This window comes from Scytonema sp. UIC 10036 (assembly GCF_009725235.1).
The window spans coordinates 1-16,995 of record NZ_WJFC01000265.1; the positions used below are offsets into that span (position 1 = coordinate 1).

Annotated in this window: 14 protein-coding genes; 8 read left to right on the forward strand and 6 right to left on the reverse strand. The window is 37.6% G+C overall.

The annotated features are described in order from the left end of the window. The coding region (locus F7734_RS55535) for a CHAT domain-containing protein (protein ID WP_155752732.1) at positions 1-408 on the reverse strand (408 nt) is incomplete at its 3' end. 446 nt (positions 409-854) lie between these two features. Between F7734_RS55535 and F7734_RS55540 the strand changes: the two genes are divergently transcribed. From F7734_RS55540 to F7734_RS55565, 6 genes are all read left to right on the forward strand, one after another. Further along, entirely contained in the window at positions 855-1,364 is a 510-nt protein-coding gene (locus F7734_RS55540) for a DUF4365 domain-containing protein (protein WP_155752733.1), read from the forward strand. Then, entirely contained in the window at positions 1,354-1,608 is a 255-nt protein-coding gene (locus F7734_RS55545; RefSeq protein ID WP_155752734.1) for a type II toxin-antitoxin system HicA family toxin, read from the forward strand. The genes F7734_RS55540 and F7734_RS55545 overlap by 11 nt, the downstream gene beginning before the upstream one ends. Before the next feature lie 663 nt (positions 1,609-2,271). Beyond that, positions 2,272-3,459 (forward strand): ABC-three component system protein, encoded by a 1,188-nt coding sequence (locus F7734_RS55550; RefSeq protein WP_155752735.1) that lies wholly within the window; start codon positions 2,272-2,274, stop codon positions 3,457-3,459. Positions 3,460-3,470: 11 nt separating this feature from the next. Beyond that, positions 3,471-3,971: a three component ABC system middle component gene (locus F7734_RS55555; RefSeq protein WP_155752736.1), complete on the forward strand. Its 501-nt coding sequence runs from the start codon at positions 3,471-3,473 to the stop codon at positions 3,969-3,971. Positions 3,972-3,982: 11 nt separating this feature from the next. Continuing rightward, positions 3,983-5,938 (forward strand): DUF3732 domain-containing protein, encoded by a 1,956-nt coding sequence (locus F7734_RS55560; protein ID WP_155752737.1) that lies wholly within the window; start codon positions 3,983-3,985, stop codon positions 5,936-5,938. 199 nt (positions 5,939-6,137) lie between these two features. Continuing rightward, positions 6,138-6,347, forward strand: a complete 210-nt coding sequence (locus F7734_RS55565; RefSeq protein ID WP_155752738.1) for a hypothetical protein — start codon at positions 6,138-6,140, stop codon at positions 6,345-6,347. Positions 6,348-6,500: 153 nt separating this feature from the next. Here F7734_RS55565 and F7734_RS55575 read toward each other — a convergent pair whose 3' ends face one another. Further along, the gene (locus F7734_RS55575) at positions 6,501-10,397 is read right to left on the reverse strand and encodes an AAA-like domain-containing protein (protein ID WP_155752739.1); all 3,897 of its coding nucleotides are present in this window, start codon (positions 10,395-10,397) and stop codon (positions 6,501-6,503) included. 174 nt (positions 10,398-10,571) lie between these two features. On the opposite strand from F7734_RS55575, the gene F7734_RS55580 reads away from it, so the two are divergent. Both F7734_RS55580 and F7734_RS55585 read left to right on the forward strand, forming a co-directional pair. Beyond that, positions 10,572-11,921 carry an AAA-like domain-containing protein gene (locus tag F7734_RS55580; RefSeq protein ID WP_155752740.1) on the forward strand — a complete coding sequence of 450 codons (1,350 nt, stop codon included), beginning with the start codon at positions 10,572-10,574 and terminating at the stop codon, positions 11,919-11,921. 108 nt (positions 11,922-12,029) lie between these two features. Further along, positions 12,030-13,106, forward strand: a complete 1,077-nt coding sequence (locus F7734_RS55585; protein WP_155752741.1) for a serine protease — start codon at positions 12,030-12,032, stop codon at positions 13,104-13,106. Between the two features lie 112 nt (positions 13,107-13,218). On the opposite strand, the gene F7734_RS55590 is transcribed toward F7734_RS55585, so the two are convergent. The 4 genes from F7734_RS55590 to F7734_RS55605 form a co-directional block, all read right to left on the reverse strand. Continuing rightward, positions 13,219-13,446 (reverse strand): hypothetical protein, encoded by a 228-nt coding sequence (locus F7734_RS55590; RefSeq protein ID WP_155752742.1) that lies wholly within the window; start codon positions 13,444-13,446, stop codon positions 13,219-13,221. A 45-nt stretch (positions 13,447-13,491) separates the two neighbouring features. Further along, positions 13,492-14,478: an O-methyltransferase gene (locus tag F7734_RS55595; RefSeq protein WP_155752743.1), complete on the reverse strand. Its 987-nt coding sequence runs from the start codon at positions 14,476-14,478 to the stop codon at positions 13,492-13,494. Positions 14,479-14,480: 2 nt separating this feature from the next. Beyond that, positions 14,481-15,917 (reverse strand): ATP-binding protein, encoded by a 1,437-nt coding sequence (locus F7734_RS55600; protein ID WP_155752744.1) that lies wholly within the window; start codon positions 15,915-15,917, stop codon positions 14,481-14,483. Positions 15,918-15,936: 19 nt separating this feature from the next. Beyond that, a partial coding sequence (locus F7734_RS55605) for a 5'-methylthioadenosine/S-adenosylhomocysteine nucleosidase (RefSeq protein WP_243147596.1) occupies positions 15,937-16,995 on the reverse strand: 1,059 nt, incomplete at its 5' end.

Sequence of the window (16,995 nt, forward strand, 5' to 3'; positions counted from 1 at the left end):
TTGGGCTTGCTGAAGTGCGAGTGTCACTGATAAATTTGCACTAAGATTTTGAGAAAACTTAATCATCAAAAATGCAGTCGATAAATCATCTACCGTCCACAAACTACTCACCACACTGACACTACCTGCATAGAGAAATCCACTAGGTAAACTGATATATTCATCACTGGTATTTGTGAAGTCAATTAAGCCCGTTTCGCAAGCAGAGAGGACGACAAGACGGCATTGGTCTAGCTCAAAATTTCGTTCAAAGAAATTACCCAACGTCAGGCATGTGCTGAAATCTAAAAGATGATTTTTCTCCACGCTTTCTGCTAAAATTAAGCAAGAATCTTGGGGAAAGTTAAGGTTAAATGAACCGTGGCAAGCAGCGATCGCTAACTCCAGATTTTTGGCTTTGTCACCCAATATTCTGTAAAAGTAAGCATTTCCCGGATTAGTTTTTACAGTTGTCCATTCTTGGAGAAAGTCGGTGCGGGAATTTTTTGCTCAAGACCGCAAGGCTTCTGTTAAATTACAATCCAGATATCTTGTTTTTTTCCAATAACTGATAGAGTGTACTCTACTTTTGTCTTTTCTCGTTAAATTGAGTACCTTTCTTAAGAATTTTAAATAACTGTATCGACTTACTTGATTTCTCACCCAATTCCCTATTTTATGCATTTTTATCCCCTGGTTTGATGCCATACTGTTACTTTTTGACTGCTAAAATTTCTCTCCCTTACTTCCAAAATAGTGATTTAATACTATTTAAATAAATATAATAGCATCACCAAAAACTTAATTAAATCTAAAAGCAATATTTTTGATATGATAAAAAAGCCGATTTTTTCAAGATGATTGTTAACTAAAAAATGCCAAGAAAAAAGCGACCGAGAGAACATATCATAGCTGACTTAAGCGTTAATTTTGTAGAAAGGTATATATTTTTGTGTGGTTATTCTGTAGAGCGTATTGAATATGATTATGGTTATGATTTACAAATATTTACTTATGATGAAAATGGAGAAATTGAAAATGGTCAAATATATGTACAGTTAAAAGCAACAAATTCTTTAATTAAGTTAGTAGATACTGAAACAGTAACTTTTAAGCTAACTCGCTCTGACTTGGAATTATGGTTAAATGAACCAATGCCATGCATCTTGATTATATATGACGTTCAGATGAATGAAGCTTACTGGTTATATCTACAGGCATATTTTGAAACTCTAGAAAAATTTGACTTAGAGCAAGTTCGAGAAAGTGTAGTAGTTCGCGTGCCTAAAAAGAATGTTCTTAATCAAGAGTCTATCAAAAAATTTGCTACATTTAAAAATGATATTCTCAAGCAGCTACGAGGGGTAATTTGTCATGATTATTAGAGATATTAAGTTTGCAGAACTGGAAAAATTGCTACTGAGTATTGGCTTTGTGGAAGTACCTACAACTGGCTCGCATAAAGTCTACGAATATTCGCCGCTAGGTACATTAGTTGTTTTGCCCGGTTATGAGCAACAAGCAAATGTAAGAGCTATGCATCTAGTTGCTGTACGTAAGATATTAGACGAAAATGGATTAATGGATAGGGATATGTTCACTACTTTTTTGGCTCCTGTTGCTTCTTAGAATCAATATTTTGATTTAGGCTGTAATTGACTTAACCCTTGAATATTCGTCACGCGACCACCATAGTTTTATTCTTCCATTCTGCGAGAAAGTGCCACTCCTACCTTGTAATATCCCGCATTAATCTTTAATCAAGTCGCGTACAAGGTGAAATATCTAAGTTAACCAAACCTTATTGGAAATTATGTAGACACATTCGTTTTTTGTGATACTATTGTACTAACTTTAGCCATAATTCCCATCTGTACGGTGGGGCTTTCCTGCATGGACACAAAACCCTTCTACCAAGTCCGACAAAAGCGTGGAAGTTGTCCGAGGAAGATACATAAGGCTATATTATAGTACAAATGTTTTATATACTAAAGGCTCAATCAGCCCTGAGCGTGTTTGCACCAGTTCAACTTGAGCAGAAAATAATGGTAGATTATCAAATTTTAAAGATTGGTAGCATGGTTTTTTGAAATATAGGACTATGACCTGTAAGTCACTATCAGTTACGGATAAAATGTGTTAGTCTAATAAACTTACGTATCCATGCTTCACAGTGCTTTGAGTCATAACAACTAAACAGAGGTGAGATTTTAGCTTTTTGTATCAATGTTGTAAGTGGGTAAATAAATTGATTTTAGCTAGTCAACTAACTTAGTCGAGGTAAGTGACGGTATGAGTACAGGGTTTTCAGCAGGTTCACAAGCGCTAGGATATATGTTCCAAGCTCGCTGTGCCTTGTATTTAATTTTGACAAATAAAGAGGAAGCTCAACTTGCTATTGAGAGTTTAGATGATATTACGTTTTTCGATAATGAAAACAATGCTCAAGAGCTATTACAGCTAAAGCATCATACAAAACCAGCTTCTTTAACCGATAGCAGCGTCGATTTTTGGAAAACTATTCGTGTATGGAGTACTCTGCTAAAGGAAAACAAAATATTATTACCTGACACCTTACTAACTCTCGTTACAACAGCAGAAGCGCCTCAAGATTCGGCCGCATTTTTTCTACGCCCTACCAAGGGTAGAGACTCTAACCGTGCTGTTAAAAAACTGGTTCAGGTTGCAAATACTTCTGACAATAAAAGTCTGAAGAGTTCATTTGACGCTTTTAAGGCTTTAACATCCACAGAGCAAGAACTATTAGTTGATTCTATTCAAATTCTCGACTACTCTCCAGACATCATCGATCTAACTCCAAAAATTAAAGAGAAATTGGTTGCAGTCAGAAGAGAACATCGAAATAGTGTTTACGAACGACTAGAGGGTTGGTGGTTTGGAAAAGTCGTGCAGCATCTTCGTGATAATTCTGTTAATTTCATCTCAGGTTTTGAAGTACGGGATAAAATTTGTGAAATTAACGACCAATTTAAACCGGATGCTTTGCCGATTGACTTTTTTGATTTAGAAATTCCCGAACAATTTACAATGTCACAAGACAAGAGGCGTTTTGTAGCTCAGTTGAAGGAAATCGCTGTTAATAACAAGCGAATTGAAAAAGCTATATTAGATTACTACAAAGCATTCGAGCAGCGCTCTAGGTGGGCGCGTGAAGAACTCCTGTTTGGAGGCGAAATTGAAAAATATGAGAAAAGATTAATAGATGAGTGGGAGCGTTATATGCTTGCGCTCCAAGATGAGATGCCAGATAGTAGTGAAAATGAGCTTGAGCATCAAAAATTTGGTAGAGAAGTATTTAAGTGGATGGAGCAAAAGGCTGACATTCGTATTCGGTCTCAAGTTACAGAACCATACGTAATGCGTGGGAGCTACCACATACTCGCCGATCAAAATCCACCTCGCGTACACTGGCATCCCAAATTTTTAGAGAGGCTAACCCAGTTATTAGCAACTACGTAGGAGACAAGTTTGTGCGGTCTTGGCAGGAGCGTCCAGTTGAATATGCTAACCTTCTAAATCCAGCTTTTTGTTCTATTCTGCTTCAAAATGCTGTTAAGGGCTATCAGAAAGAAAAGAAGCAAGGTATGCCATATTCTCTTCTTTTTTTCGTTTTACCACTTGTTCTTCATAGCTCAACGAGAAACGCTTTACCGAGAACAACAATAACTAAGTTACATATTTGGCTTCAAAAACAACCTGAAGTGCGTGTTGGATTCGGCGATCGCGCAAGTAACCTAGTCCCTTACACAAAAGAAGCTTTAGCTTTTGGGATGCAAACTGGTATCGTTAAGATTTGTGATGATGGGAAATTTACTTGGGTTAAAGGTAAGTTAAAGGCTATTTCGGCTGTATCATGGTTTAGCGATACAGAACCAGCTATCTGTTGCAAGAAAGCTGAATTTGTTGGACGTTGGCTTGCTCAAGCAGGAGAAGTATCAACAATCTATACTATGTGGGGCATTTGTCCATAAAGTCAGTTAATATGCAAATAAAGTCCATAACTCTCTATAGTTCTTCTGGGGATAAGCGAACCATAAATTTTCAACTAGGAAAAGTTAATATTATTACTGGTGAGTCGAGTAGGGGAAAATCAGCACTTCTTGAAATTGTAGACTATTGCCTTGGGCGGACAGAATTTCGGGTTCCTGATGGTGTCATACAAGATAAGGTAGCTTGGTATGCAGTTCTTTTTCAAATTAAAGAGAATCAGGTATTTATCGCAAAACCCAAGCCCTCAGAAAGTAGTGCTTCACAAAATCAAGTTTATTACGATTTTGGTATCGATATTGTCATTCCTGAATTCTCCCAATTAGAACCAAACTCCAATGACGATGCAATTATCACTTTTCTGTCAAGCTTAATTGGAATTTCTCCTAACCAAAGTCTTATCGAAGAAGGTGCATCAAGAAGACCTTTAGAAGCAACTATAAGGCATACCTGCTACTATATCTTTCAAAAACAGGGTACAGTTGCAAATCAGAATATTTTATTTAATCGTCAGGAAGAATCCTATATTCCACAAGCTATTAAAGATACACTTCCATATTTTTTGGGAGCTATCCAAGAAGATAGGCTGAAACTACAAAAAGAGCTACGTCAAGCTCGCCGTGACTTAGCACTAGCCCGAAATCGCCTTAAAGAAGCAGAATTTATTACCAAAGAAAGGGTCGTTATAGGACAAAATCTTCTTCTTGAGGCTCAACAAGTAGGTCTAATCGATTCTAATTTTATTGCTCAAGATACAAACGATATATTAGAAGAACTCAGAGCGACTTTAACATGGGAACCAAATACAATTATACTCACTGGCAATGATAAATTTCCTGAGTTACAGGCTGACGTAGAAGAACTTCGTCAAGAGTTTAGACAAATACATGAAAAAATAGTTGCCACAGAAACTTTTTTAAAAAAAGAGACAAGTTTTTCTCAAGAAGCCAGTCAACAATTATTGAGGCTAGAATCTATAAATTTGTTTAAAAATGAGAACCTTTCTCCACAAATATGCCCTTTCTGTAACTCTAGTTTGCCAGAGCCTATCCCCAGCCTATCTGCAATGACAGAATCTTTATCTAATTTACAAAATAATCTCGTAAACCTAGAAGTTAGCCAACCAAGGTTACTTGAATATGTTCAAGAACTTAAAGAAAAACGTGAAGAACTACGACGAAAAATGCAAGAAAGGGAACTTGCGATTAAAGCTGCGGTAGATGAACAAGAAGCAGCCCAACAAATGCGTGATACTAACACTCATATAGCTCGCATAGTAGGTCGTATTAGCCTATATCTTGAAACAATAGAATTTACGGATGAAAATTCCCAAATACGCTTAGAAATTGAGCGATTAGAGAAATCAATTGCTAGTTATGAGCAACAAATAGATATTAATGAGATAAAAGCAATATTAACTTCCATACTAAATCGAATTGGGCAACAAATGACTGAATGGGCTAGATACCTACAACTCGAACACAACGATTCTCCCTACAGATTCGATTTAGATAAATTAACTGTAATTGCAGACAGACCTGAGCGACCAATTCCCATGGGACGAATGGGAGGAGGAGAAAATTGGCTTGGGTGTCACTTAATTGCACTTCTTGCTTTACACAAACATTTTCTTGAACGCAATCGTCCAATTCCCCACTTTTTAATTTTAGATCAACCTACCCAAATTTACTTTCCATCAATAGAAGCATATCTTAACTTACAAGGAACAATATCCGACGAAATGATTATTGATAGTGCTGACATGGTAGCAGTTGAGCGAATGTTTAATTTTCTATTTGATATATGCGACGAGTTATCTCCTAATTTTCAAATCATCATTATGGAACATGCTAACCTTGGTAATAATGAAAGATTTCAAAATGCTTTAGTTGAAGAACCTTGGACAGGTAGCAGGGCTTTAGTTCCTGAAAGTTGGATAACTAAAACTTAACATATTTAAGAGTTTCTGGTAATCATCAAGTGCAAGTTTGATGATAGCTGGTTCATTGGGAGCGCTTGCGGTCGCATAGACTCAAATAGAATTATTACAACATTTAATTGTTGTTAGTGGTCAGGCTTGTCGTGAAACATCGCTTTCAGACTTTGGATATACTGAAACTAGAAAGAATTAGCTAAGAACAATTGAATGCATGACAAATCGTGAAGAATTGCTCCAGGAACTCGAACAAGATCCTGATGATATAGTTCAGTCAGTACTGGATTTTTTTCATAGCGTGAAAGCAACACGCAAAACTCATCCCCTCGCAAAATTTGCAGGTATTTTAAGTGATGTCGAAGCGGAAGAATTAAAACGGGCGATCGCAGCAGAATGTCGGCAGGTGGATGTGAATGAGTGGTGAGATTGCCCTGGATACCTCTGTTGCGGTACGTTTTTTATGGGGACGAGCGCGATCGTTTCACGGGTACTAGCATTACCAGAGGTGGTTCTGCCTATCATTGTAGTGGGGGAGTTACTTTTTGGCGTGGAGAACTCCACTCGTCCATTACAAAATTTACCTCGTTATCTGGAGTTCTAGGTTCCACAACTTGGCTGTACCATCCAACGAAGCAGTGGCAACAGTCTTATTGTCAGGGCTAAATACTACATTTGAAACCCAATCATTATGCTTGAGAGTAGCAATTAACCCACCTTGTAAGTTCCACAGCTTGGCAGTACGGTCATTTGAAGCAGTAGCAACAGTCTTAGCATCGGGGCTAAATACTATGTTTCTGACCATATCCTGATGTTTGAGAGTTGCAATTTCCTTGCCTTGTAGGTTCCACAACTTGGCAGTACCATCAATCAATAAAGTTGTGCCAATAATCTTACCATCTGGACTAAATACTAGATTATTGATATGATCAAACCTGATGAAGCTGTTATGCTTCAAACTGCCAACTACTTGTCCTTGCAGGTTCCACAACCTAGCTGTATTATTTCCCGATGAAGTACTAGCAACTGTTTTGCCATCAGGACTAAATGCCACACCAGAGACAGAATTGGAAGCGTTAAAAGTAGTAATTAATTCACCTTTTAGGTTCCACAACTTAGCATTATCATTACCACTCGACGATTGAACAGTAGCAACAGTCTTGCCATCAGGACTAAATATTATGTTTCTGACACTATCCTGATGTTTGAGAGTTGCAATTAACCCACCTTTTAAGTTCCACAACTTAGCAGTACCGTCATCTGAAGAAGTAGCAATTGTTTGACCGTCGGGACTAAATGCTACATTGTTAACTGTTTTGTTATGTTTGAGAGTAGTAATAACCCGTTCTTGCAGCTTCCATAGTTTGGTTGTGCCATCCCGTGAAGCAATCGCAAAAGTCTTACCGTCAGGGCTAAATACCATTTTTTCTACCCCACCAGAATTTGGGAGAGTAGGAATTTTCTCTTGTAGGTTCCACAGCTTGGCTGTTCCATCTCTTTGTGAAGCAGTGGTGACAGTTTTACCATCAGGGCTAAATGCTAAATTATCAATGCCATCATTATGTTTGAGAGTGGCTATTTTTTCTCCTTGCAGATTCCACAGCGAGGCTGTTCTACTTATAGAATCAATAGTAGCTAAAACTTTACCATTAGGACTAAATGTTACGTTCTGGATCTCTCCGATAGGCTGATTATTTTCTTTTAAAATGCTAATTTCTTGTCCTTGCAGGTTCCATAGCTTGGCTGTACCTTCTCGTGAAGCTGTGACAACAGTTTGACCGTCAGGGCTAAATACTATATTACTGACTTTATCCTTATGCTTGAGAGTAGCCATTTCTTCTCCTTGTAGGTTCCACAACTTGGCTGAGAAATTACTAAAATCCAAAGTCGCAATAGTCTTACTATCAGGACTAAATACTACCTTTTCTTCCTTTTGTGTATATAAAGAACTATGTTTAACAGTGGCAATTTCTTGTCCTTGTAGGCTCCACAGCTTGGCTGTATCTCCCTTTGAAGCAATAGCGATGATTTTACCATCAGGACTAAACGCTAGGTTATTCACTGCATCATTATGTTTGAGATTACCAATTTCTTGTCCTTGCAAGTTCCACAACTTGGCTGTATTGTCATCCCATAAAGAAGTAGCAATAGTTTGACCATTGGGACTAAACACTACATTTGCAATTGCGGTTGACTTGTCGTCATGTTTAAGAGTTGCTATTTCCCATCCTTGGAGGTTCCACAGTCTGACTGTACCACTCCATGAAGGAGTAGTAGCAACAGTTTGACCGTCAGGGCTAAATGCTACATCTCTGACAAAAGAGTCATGTTTGAGAGTAGCAATTTCTCCACCTTGTAGATTCCACAATTTAGCAGTACCGTCATCTGAAGCAGTAGCAACAGTTTGACCATCGGGGCTAAATGCTACATTGTTGACTTTTTCGTTGTGTTTGAGAGTAGTAATTGTCCCTGTTTGCAAGTTCAGCAACTTGGTAGTACCGTCATCTGAAATATTCGCAACAATTTTAGTATCAGGACTAAATACTTGCTTCTCAACTCGACCATTATCTTTTAATTGATTTATCTCACGGTTATATTCTAAAGTATTGTGCAAGGCTAATATGGGGCTAACAGTTGGGTAATCTTTTATTTGACTACCATTCTTAGCCAACTGTTTTAATTCCTTTACAGACCTCATTGCCTCAATCAAATTTTCCAATCCAACATTCCCACGCAAGCGCAATAATCCAGCCGATGAACGCTCTAAATCTGTGACAATTTGGGCTTGTTTTCGTTCTATGTTTGCATTCATCGCCCCAATTGCTGCTACTATTGCCCCAACAACAAATAAAGCTAAAATACCTCCACCAATGCGAATCTGTCGCTTTATTTTTCTCTCCACCTCCGTCAAAAGCTGATTCGCTTTCCTCTCTTCTGCTAAAATCACTTCGGTATTTTTTTGCGCTTCCAGCAAACGCTGATTAGTTTTCCTTTCTTCCTCTAAAATCACTTCGGTATTTTTTTGTGCTTCTAATAAACGCTGCTTAACTTTTTCCTCTTCTTGTCGCGCTTCCAATAAACTCTGCCTAGCTTGTTTCTCTTGCTCTAAAGCTATTTCCACTTGTTGTCTAGCTTCGAGTAAAAATTCATTAGCTTCTTCCTGGGCTTTTAATTTACGCTGTATTGACCTTTTCTCTAATTCGCGACTACTATCTAAAAACTTATAATCATCATTACTTAATCTTTTACCCTCAGTCCAAATAAGTGCTTTTTCTAAAGCTTGCCCTCGCAATAAACGTGAATCATCTTGATAATTACTTTTTATCCATGCTTTGAAAGTTTCAGCATAGGGGCGGAGTTTTTCTAATTCTCTCCCTACCCACTCTAAATTAAATACAGACTGATAAACCAAATTATAAACTTTTAACTGACTATTCTCCTCTACCACCAATCCGGTTAAACGTAATTGGATTTGCTCCTGACTATCATCAATCGCAATGATTCCATATTCTAAAATTTGCTGATACAAACCCAACAAACTCCCAGCAAATCTATCATCAATAACAACTCTTTCCCGTATCGTCCTTAAATGTTGCGGCTCATCTAGCGATTCCCAATTATTAATTATTTGCTTTCTCACTACTCTCCCCACCCAATCTAAAGCATTAGGTTCTGGAGTGTAACGTTTTGAGTATGGAGATAATTCTTGCAGCAGTAACTTACAAACTTTCTGTGTCAAAAACGGTTGTCCACCAGTCCAACCTAAAACCCCTTTCATCACTTCTTGGATATTGCTTACTTTACCCCTCAATCCTCGCGCTAATGGTTTGATTTCCTCTTCTTTAAAACCGTTGAGTTGTATTGGGCGACCAATATTAAAAGGTGTTCGTCTTTTGTCCTCAATTAAATCACTAGGAGTAGCAACCCCAAGCAAAGCAAAAGTCAAACGCTTGTATTCTTTGTTTAAAGCGCGTTTCTCATAGCAACTTCTAATGAGTGCAAAAAAATCATTGGAGCGGAATTTCAAACTAAGAATACTATCAATTTCATCAATAAAAATAATGATATTACTATTGACTTTTGACAGCATTAACTCTTCTAAAAATAACCCAAATCGCTGCACGGGAGACAATTTGATGCGTTCATCCCACCAAGTAAATAATTCTTCTGGTGGTTCCGAAATTTTCAGTTGATTAACTAAGGTGTAAGCAATACCCGTATACCACTGTTCTGGGTCGCTTTCATCGCTACCGATTTCGTTTAAATCAATCTTGGCACAAGCAAATCCTTCCTCTTGCAATCGTTTCATTGTTCGGTTTAGCAAGCTGGTTTTACCCATTTGCCGGGAGTTAAATACAAAACAAAACTCCCCTGCTTTGAGCCACTGATAAAATTCCGTGTCGGCTTTTCTAAATACGTAACTGGGGGCATCTTCTGGTAAACTACCACCAACTTTGTACTCAAAATCTCCTGTCATAATTTATTTACTCAAAGAATAAGAATATAGTGAGCTTTTATTAAACAGCCATACCACCTGATTTAAGGCAAGAGAATATTGAGTACTAATTGACTTGTCATCGACTTGTTATTGACTTTACAACAAAAACATTTACCTTTAAGCTAAATTTTGTAGAAATTTTTATAATTCGCTATGGCTCGCTCAGTAGCGGTACGCAAGGAATGCCAACAAAAAGTTATAGATCGGTTGGATGGACAATACCTTAGCCAGCAAGATTTAGCTGACCATTTACAAATAGCCCAAAGTACAGTCAGTAAGTTTTTGAATCTGCAACCTGTTGACCGTCCTATCTTTATTAAGATTTGTGCTGCTTTGGGTATAGAAGATTGGCGAAGTATTGCTGCTCCCCCCACTCGGAAGCAAGCAGATGAAACAGAAAATAGAGATTCAGAGGAATTAGAGGAAGTCATAACCTCACCAAGCCCAGCACCAACCAGCATTTTAGAATATCCAGATGGAGAACAACTAGCACCAACTTCCAGTTTTTATGTTGAGCGTCCGCCTTTAGAACAGCAATGTTTTGAAGAAATTAGTAAACCAGCTTCCCTCATTTGTATTAAAGCTCCCCAGAAAATGGGCAAATCTTCCCTACTAGCGCGGATTATTCAACGAGCGAAAAACCAGGGTGACGCGACGGTGATTATCAACTTTGAGCTAGGGGAAAAGGAATTTTTCACCAACTTGAGTACATTTTTACGTTGGGTTTGCGATCGCATCATCTTGGAATTAACCAAAGATAATCAAGAATTAGGGACAGAATTGCTGAATAAATTAGACGAGCGCTGGAAATTTGCTCAACGCATTGGTAGTAAGGTGGCTGTAAAAGATTACCTTGAACGATATCTGCTTCCTAAAATTAACAATTCCTTAACCTTGGCACTGGAAGAGGTAGATAGATTATTTGAGTACCCAGGAATTTATAAAGACTTTTTTGGACTTCTGCGCTCTCTGCATCAAGAAGGAAGACAGCAAGAAATATGGAAAAAACTACGCTTAGTTATAGTACATTCCACCGAAGCCTATGTACCGATGGACATCAATCAATCCCCGTTTAATGTAGGTTTACCAGTGGAATTACCAGAATTTACCCCCGAACAAATGCTAGATTTAGCAAAGCGTCATCAATTGGAATGGAGCAATACAGAAGTCCAGCAATTGAGAGACACTATTGGAGGACATCCTTTCTTAGTGCGTCTGGCTTTGTATAAAATAGCTCGTCGTGAGATAACCTTAGCTCGTCTTCTGGAAACCGCACCCACCGCCGCAGGAATTTTCAGCAATCATTTGCGTCATCTTGGGTTAATTTTGACAGAGCAACAGGAATTAGGTGCCGCGATGAAAGAGATTGTAAATACTACCAGTCCTGGAAAATTCAGTGATGCAGTCAGGTATAAATTAAAAGCCCTCGGTTTGGTAAATCTGTTAAATGACGAGGTGATAATACGGTGCAAGCTATATCGCCAATATTTTCAGAATTTTTAGTAACTTGATATATAACTCAATAAAAGTCGTTAATTACACAAATTTGTCAAGGTATAAGTCTGGTATCGCTAGTGTTTGATTGGATTGTCGAGTTCAACAGACAATCCCATGTTACAAACAATCAGCAAATTCAACAAAACTCTTGTCATTATTTCCACTTTACTTTCCGCTACACTTCCCATTACACCAGCCAAATCTCAAACAATTGATATTTTCCAACAACCCTTACAATCTAATTTCAGCAAACCAGAAAAACTATCACCAGTCAATTTGGTAGCTGAGGATGTCAAACCATCGGTAGTTCGGGTAGTTGTTGGCTGTAAAGCCAAAGTTTATTCACCAATTAATGGTAAAATATATGACTTAGAAACAATCACAGGTCATGGTTCTGGCTTTTTTGTGAACCCCAATGGTTACATTGCTACCAATACCCATGTTATAGAAACAGAGGATTGCCAAAGGATTTTTCAGAAAGATTTAACGGCAAAACTTGAAGCTGACGGACAGACATTAGAAAATGTCGAAGCCCAATTAAAGTGGATTGAAGCCAAACCAATTCAATTAGTCTATTTACCAAATCAAGAACAGTTATCTTTTCAGATAATTAATTCTGGTGCGATCGCAGGTGAAGGTAAGGATGTTTCCATCATTAAAGTTAATCTTATCAATGCTCCCACTCTCAAACTCACAGAATCTAACCAAGTGAAACTTTTAGACTCAGTAACGGTGGTAGGATATCCGGGAGTCGTTGAAAATTTATCCCTATTTAACAACGAATCTTTTTACGAAGCTAGTTTTACTCGCGGTCAAGTTTCCGCTCAGAAAAACCTCAAAGATGGCACACCTGTTATACAAATTACTGCTCCTGTACCTAATGGTAACTCCGGCGGTCCCGTTCTCAACGACGAAGGTGAAGTTATTGGTTTAGTAACTTTTGGTCCCAACGATGACTTTACCTTTATTTTCACAAGTAACACAATTCAGGAGTTTCTTGATTCTGCCAATATTAAAAATCAACAGGGATTAGTCAACCAGGAATATCGCCAAGGATTGGAACTTTACAGTCAAGGCAAGTACGCGCAAGCATTGCAAAAATTTCAGTTAGTAAAACGATTATTTCCTCAACATTCAGAGGTGGAAAATTACCTTGGTAAATGTCAAAAATTAGTAGCTGATGGCAACTAGCTAAATACAGACAAAGAAATTCTTTTAACTAGAGGACTGGTTAGATAAATAAGCCAGTTCTCGAAGATCCTTTTTAAACCGAGGAGTCAGAGCAATTTGGAGTGGTGATGGTTCACTCTGCATCAATACCTTCCCACATTTCTGAAAGAGGTAGAGTTTGCCCGCTTAATGCTTCTCTGATGCCTTGATGAATGCCTTCAATCACAATTTCAGTGGGTGTTTCTTCATCAGATAATTCTCGAGCTAAGCCTAAGCGAAAGGAGTGAACTATATCATAAATTTCTGCTAGTTTGTCTTCAGGTATATTTTGCAGTTCTTGGATAATTTTATCAATTAGCATAAATCAATCCCTCGGTTTGTTTGTGGTTAATCATCAATAACGTTACTAAACAAGTATCCTTGAAAAGTAGGGTGACTGACGGTAAAAAAGAATATAAGCTTCTAGCATTTCAAGCGATGTGCTTTCCTTAGAGTCAAACAAAAATCCTAAGTTGTCTTGAATTGTCTTTGCTTGTGAGTTGGGTAACTGAGAATCTATATGTAATCTTTCTTTTATTGTTAAATCAGGTATGTTTATTCGTTTTGGCTTTTCCCATTTTGTATTGCTAAGTTCCCACTTATCTATATTTGTTGTGTTGAAAAATGCTTCAATTTCATCAGACTTAAGTAGAATACCTGTAACTGTAAGCATATTTTGACCATCAGCATAGCAAAATGTTGTTAGAGGTTGGAAAAAAATATTATCTTCACCTCTCATTGTTAAATTAGCAGCATACTTTATAACTAGACAAAGAGCCTCTGTAAACCTTTTTTCTGTCATCATATCTGCTATAACTTCAGCAGCAGGGAAAAGGTCTCCTAAAATCTCTTTCAGTTTATTGATTCGCTCATTTTGTAACTCAAAAGACCTTTTACTCTTGTCAGATGCAACATAAGATGATGCATGAAAGTTAACAGTAATTTTGACGATATCACGAGATTCAAGCTTACTGATAGTTGCTTGAAATTCTTCAATCTGCATTCGTAATTCTGAGGGCTTCACATAATCCAACCAAATGATGGTTTCTTCTTCTCTTTGAAATGCGTTCAGAAACTCACCGCTAGATTGCTGAAGACAATCGATACAGTTATGTGGTTGATTAAATTTTTGCCTATTGTATACTTCCCTGTTTGATTCAATTGAAAGCATATTATTGATTCCAAACCTGGAATGAATGTATTTAAAGTCCTCCAGAGAATGACCACCAAAACCTATATATTTGTAACTCTCAATATTACAATATTTATCAATTTTTGATAATAGCTCTAGAAATGCATATCTATCAATTGCCTTATTTGGTCGTAAGTGATAAGGTATTGAAGCTCCACTCATTATTATTGCGCCTCTCTTAAAACTTTTTCAAAACACTCATTTCCTACTTCCGAAGGCTCGCGCTCGGAGTCTTCAAACAAATATTCTGCCACTATTTCTATCTCTTCTGCCGATCTAGAAAATTTTATATTTTTTTTCTTAATTTGGTTACTTTGTGAATCCGGCACAGGTAACGTTGGAAAATATTTTTTTTCATAGCTTCTATTTTTTACATTAATCCAGACTTCTGATGGAACCTTTTTAAACAAATTAATTGGTTCAATTTGTGTAGCTTGTTCAACTAATTCTTTTTCCTCAACAATATTGTTTTTCCATTTATTAGTATACGTAGTAAATATCTTCAGCCCTTCTCTCATATAATTTTTAACATACAAATATATATCAGAAGATGCATCTATACCTCTTTTAGTGGTCGTAATAGGTAACTTTCTTGCATCTTTACTACGAAAGTATAAAATTCCGGAAATAGCAATAAATTGAGGGTGGTAGCTAGGAACTTTTTCTTCTCCCCAACCCGTCAAACGAGTTTTATCGCAGTACAATACTACACGGTCATTACAGACAATAGTCCAACCAGCAGCTTCGCTAGTTCTCCTACGACCTTCCATCTCTTCAGAGACTTCTTCTTCACTAGCTGTCGCTCTGTAAAAACCTAATGCTAGTTTTATCTCAACTTCATCTTTCTCAAATTCATAAAGATATGGATTGATAGTATTTTTCTGTTTCATCTTCTCAGCACCTTCCCATAAAAGTTTCAAAGTATTGGGAGTTACTTTTGTTTCGTTAACCCAAATAGTAAAACCTTTGTGAAGTATATAAGTGTAATGCTGAGAAATTCTGTTGACGAGTGAATTAAACAAGGTTGATTTTGAAGAGGAAAAAGTTTCTTTAATAGCTGGATATAACTGGGACACTCTAATTAAAGTTCCATTTTCCTTTAAAGTTCGTTCAATAACATTAAAAGGTAAGTTCCAATTCTTATCATTCCTCAACCATTCCGGGTCAATAGTCACTTTAAAACAAGTCTGTTCTGTTTGAGATATGACTTCACTTGATTGCCCCATTTTAAAGATAGACCTTTTCATTCCAATCCCATAAGTCCCAATTGTATAGATATCATTATCGGCATTATTATTAGGTCTTCCCATTCTAAAAGCGTAACTTTTAGCGACATCAATTGGTATGCCACCACAATTATCTTCGATGGTAAAGTGGTCAGATGAAAAGTTTAATTTTGCCCAAAATTTGCTATAAGGTTTTTCTGAGTCTTGATGCTGATTACTCTCTTTAATAGTTTTTAATATTCCATCAACACAATTATCTAAGAGGTCGAGGATGGCATCTTCAAGCTCAATATCACGAGTAAGCAGTTCTACAAAAAAACTTTTTGTAGGTGATGCGGGTAGCAGATTTTGTTGCAACTCGTTTTCTAATGCCATATCTTGTTCCTGGCTGTATCTAAGTCCATGAATAGCTAATTTGAATTATAGTGCGATTGGCTAAAATTTCAAATGCAAACGCACTTGCGTGACGGGCAGCAATTTCTTGCCAGCCTGCTTTATCTGTTTGACTTTTGCTACTAATTAAGTCAGAAATGCCACGAACAATTAGTGCCGATACCTGCTGGTTTGCATGAGCTGCTTGCAGTAACCCTCGTCCCTCCATTTCCACTGCTAAAGCATCACCATAATTTGTCAGGAGAAATCTAAACAGACTAGAGCGTTTTGATGCAATGACTTTTTCTCCAGCCGCAATTGGCGCAACTAATACATTAGGTGCTGGACTGGGAATGTCAGGCTTGAGCCTTTGCAACCAATCTTCTTTCCTGGCTTCTGCTCTGGCTCGTTGTATGAGTGTATATGCTGATAAACCAACGTCTGGTCTGGGTTCAAAGGTTATCTTTGCCTTACCTGATTCGTAACCATATACTTTTGTCGCGGCTACGACATCACCTAAGGACACATCCTTGATACCACCTGCTACCCCAACAAAAAATATGACATTTGGTTGAAAGTGGTTGATTGCTCGTTCAGCTTCTAATGCGGCTCCAGTATTGCCAGCGCCAATTTCAACAATTACCACATCCCAAATCATACCGTTGGCAGCAAATTTACCTCTTTCGTAAACTGTTCCTTGGGAATGTATCTCTTCTCGCAGTTCTGTTAAATGGGCGCGAACAGCTTTATACTCAACAGGTATAGCTGTTAGGATAACCGCGCAAGGTAGATTTTGTTCTCGTTGTAGTGGTTTTTTATTCGCTTGAGCAGAACTATCCACTTGAATATTTATTGCTGGGCTAATATTTTGTTGAGAATTTTTTATCGTGGTGCTACTGATAATAGCGCTTTCAAGCTCCGAAGCTAAATTTGCCAACTGCTGATGGCGTTCATCTTCCTCATCTATTAAATTGCTGAGCGAACGCAAGAGTAAGACAAGGGCATTCTCTTGAGTGTCGCTGCGACGTTTGTCAACTAAAAAGCCAATGACATTGTCCACCCTACTAGTGAGACTATCTGC

Coding starts and splice junctions, on each gene's coding strand:
- F7734_RS55540 (WP_155752733.1), top strand. CDS start 855: ATGCCAAGAAAAAAGCGACCGAGAGAACATATCATAGCTGACTTAAGC.
- F7734_RS55545 (WP_155752734.1), top strand. CDS start 1,354: ATGATTATTAGAGATATTAAGTTTGCAGAACTGGAAAAATTGCTACTG.
- F7734_RS55550 (WP_155752735.1), top strand. CDS start 2,272: ATGAGTACAGGGTTTTCAGCAGGTTCACAAGCGCTAGGATATATGTTC.
- F7734_RS55560 (WP_155752737.1), top strand. CDS start 3,983: ATGCAAATAAAGTCCATAACTCTCTATAGTTCTTCTGGGGATAAGCGA.
- F7734_RS55565 (WP_155752738.1), top strand. CDS start 6,138: ATGACAAATCGTGAAGAATTGCTCCAGGAACTCGAACAAGATCCTGAT.
- F7734_RS55575 (WP_155752739.1), bottom strand. CDS start 10,397: ATGACAGGAGATTTTGAGTACAAAGTTGGTGGTAGTTTACCAGAAGAT.
- F7734_RS55580 (WP_155752740.1), top strand. CDS start 10,572: ATGGCTCGCTCAGTAGCGGTACGCAAGGAATGCCAACAAAAAGTTATA.
- F7734_RS55585 (WP_155752741.1), top strand. CDS start 12,030: ATGTTACAAACAATCAGCAAATTCAACAAAACTCTTGTCATTATTTCC.
- F7734_RS55590 (WP_155752742.1), bottom strand. CDS start 13,446: ATGCTAATTGATAAAATTATCCAAGAACTGCAAAATATACCTGAAGAC.
- F7734_RS55595 (WP_155752743.1), bottom strand. CDS start 14,478: ATGAGTGGAGCTTCAATACCTTATCACTTACGACCAAATAAGGCAATT.
- F7734_RS55600 (WP_155752744.1), bottom strand. CDS start 15,917: ATGGCATTAGAAAACGAGTTGCAACAAAATCTGCTACCCGCATCACCT.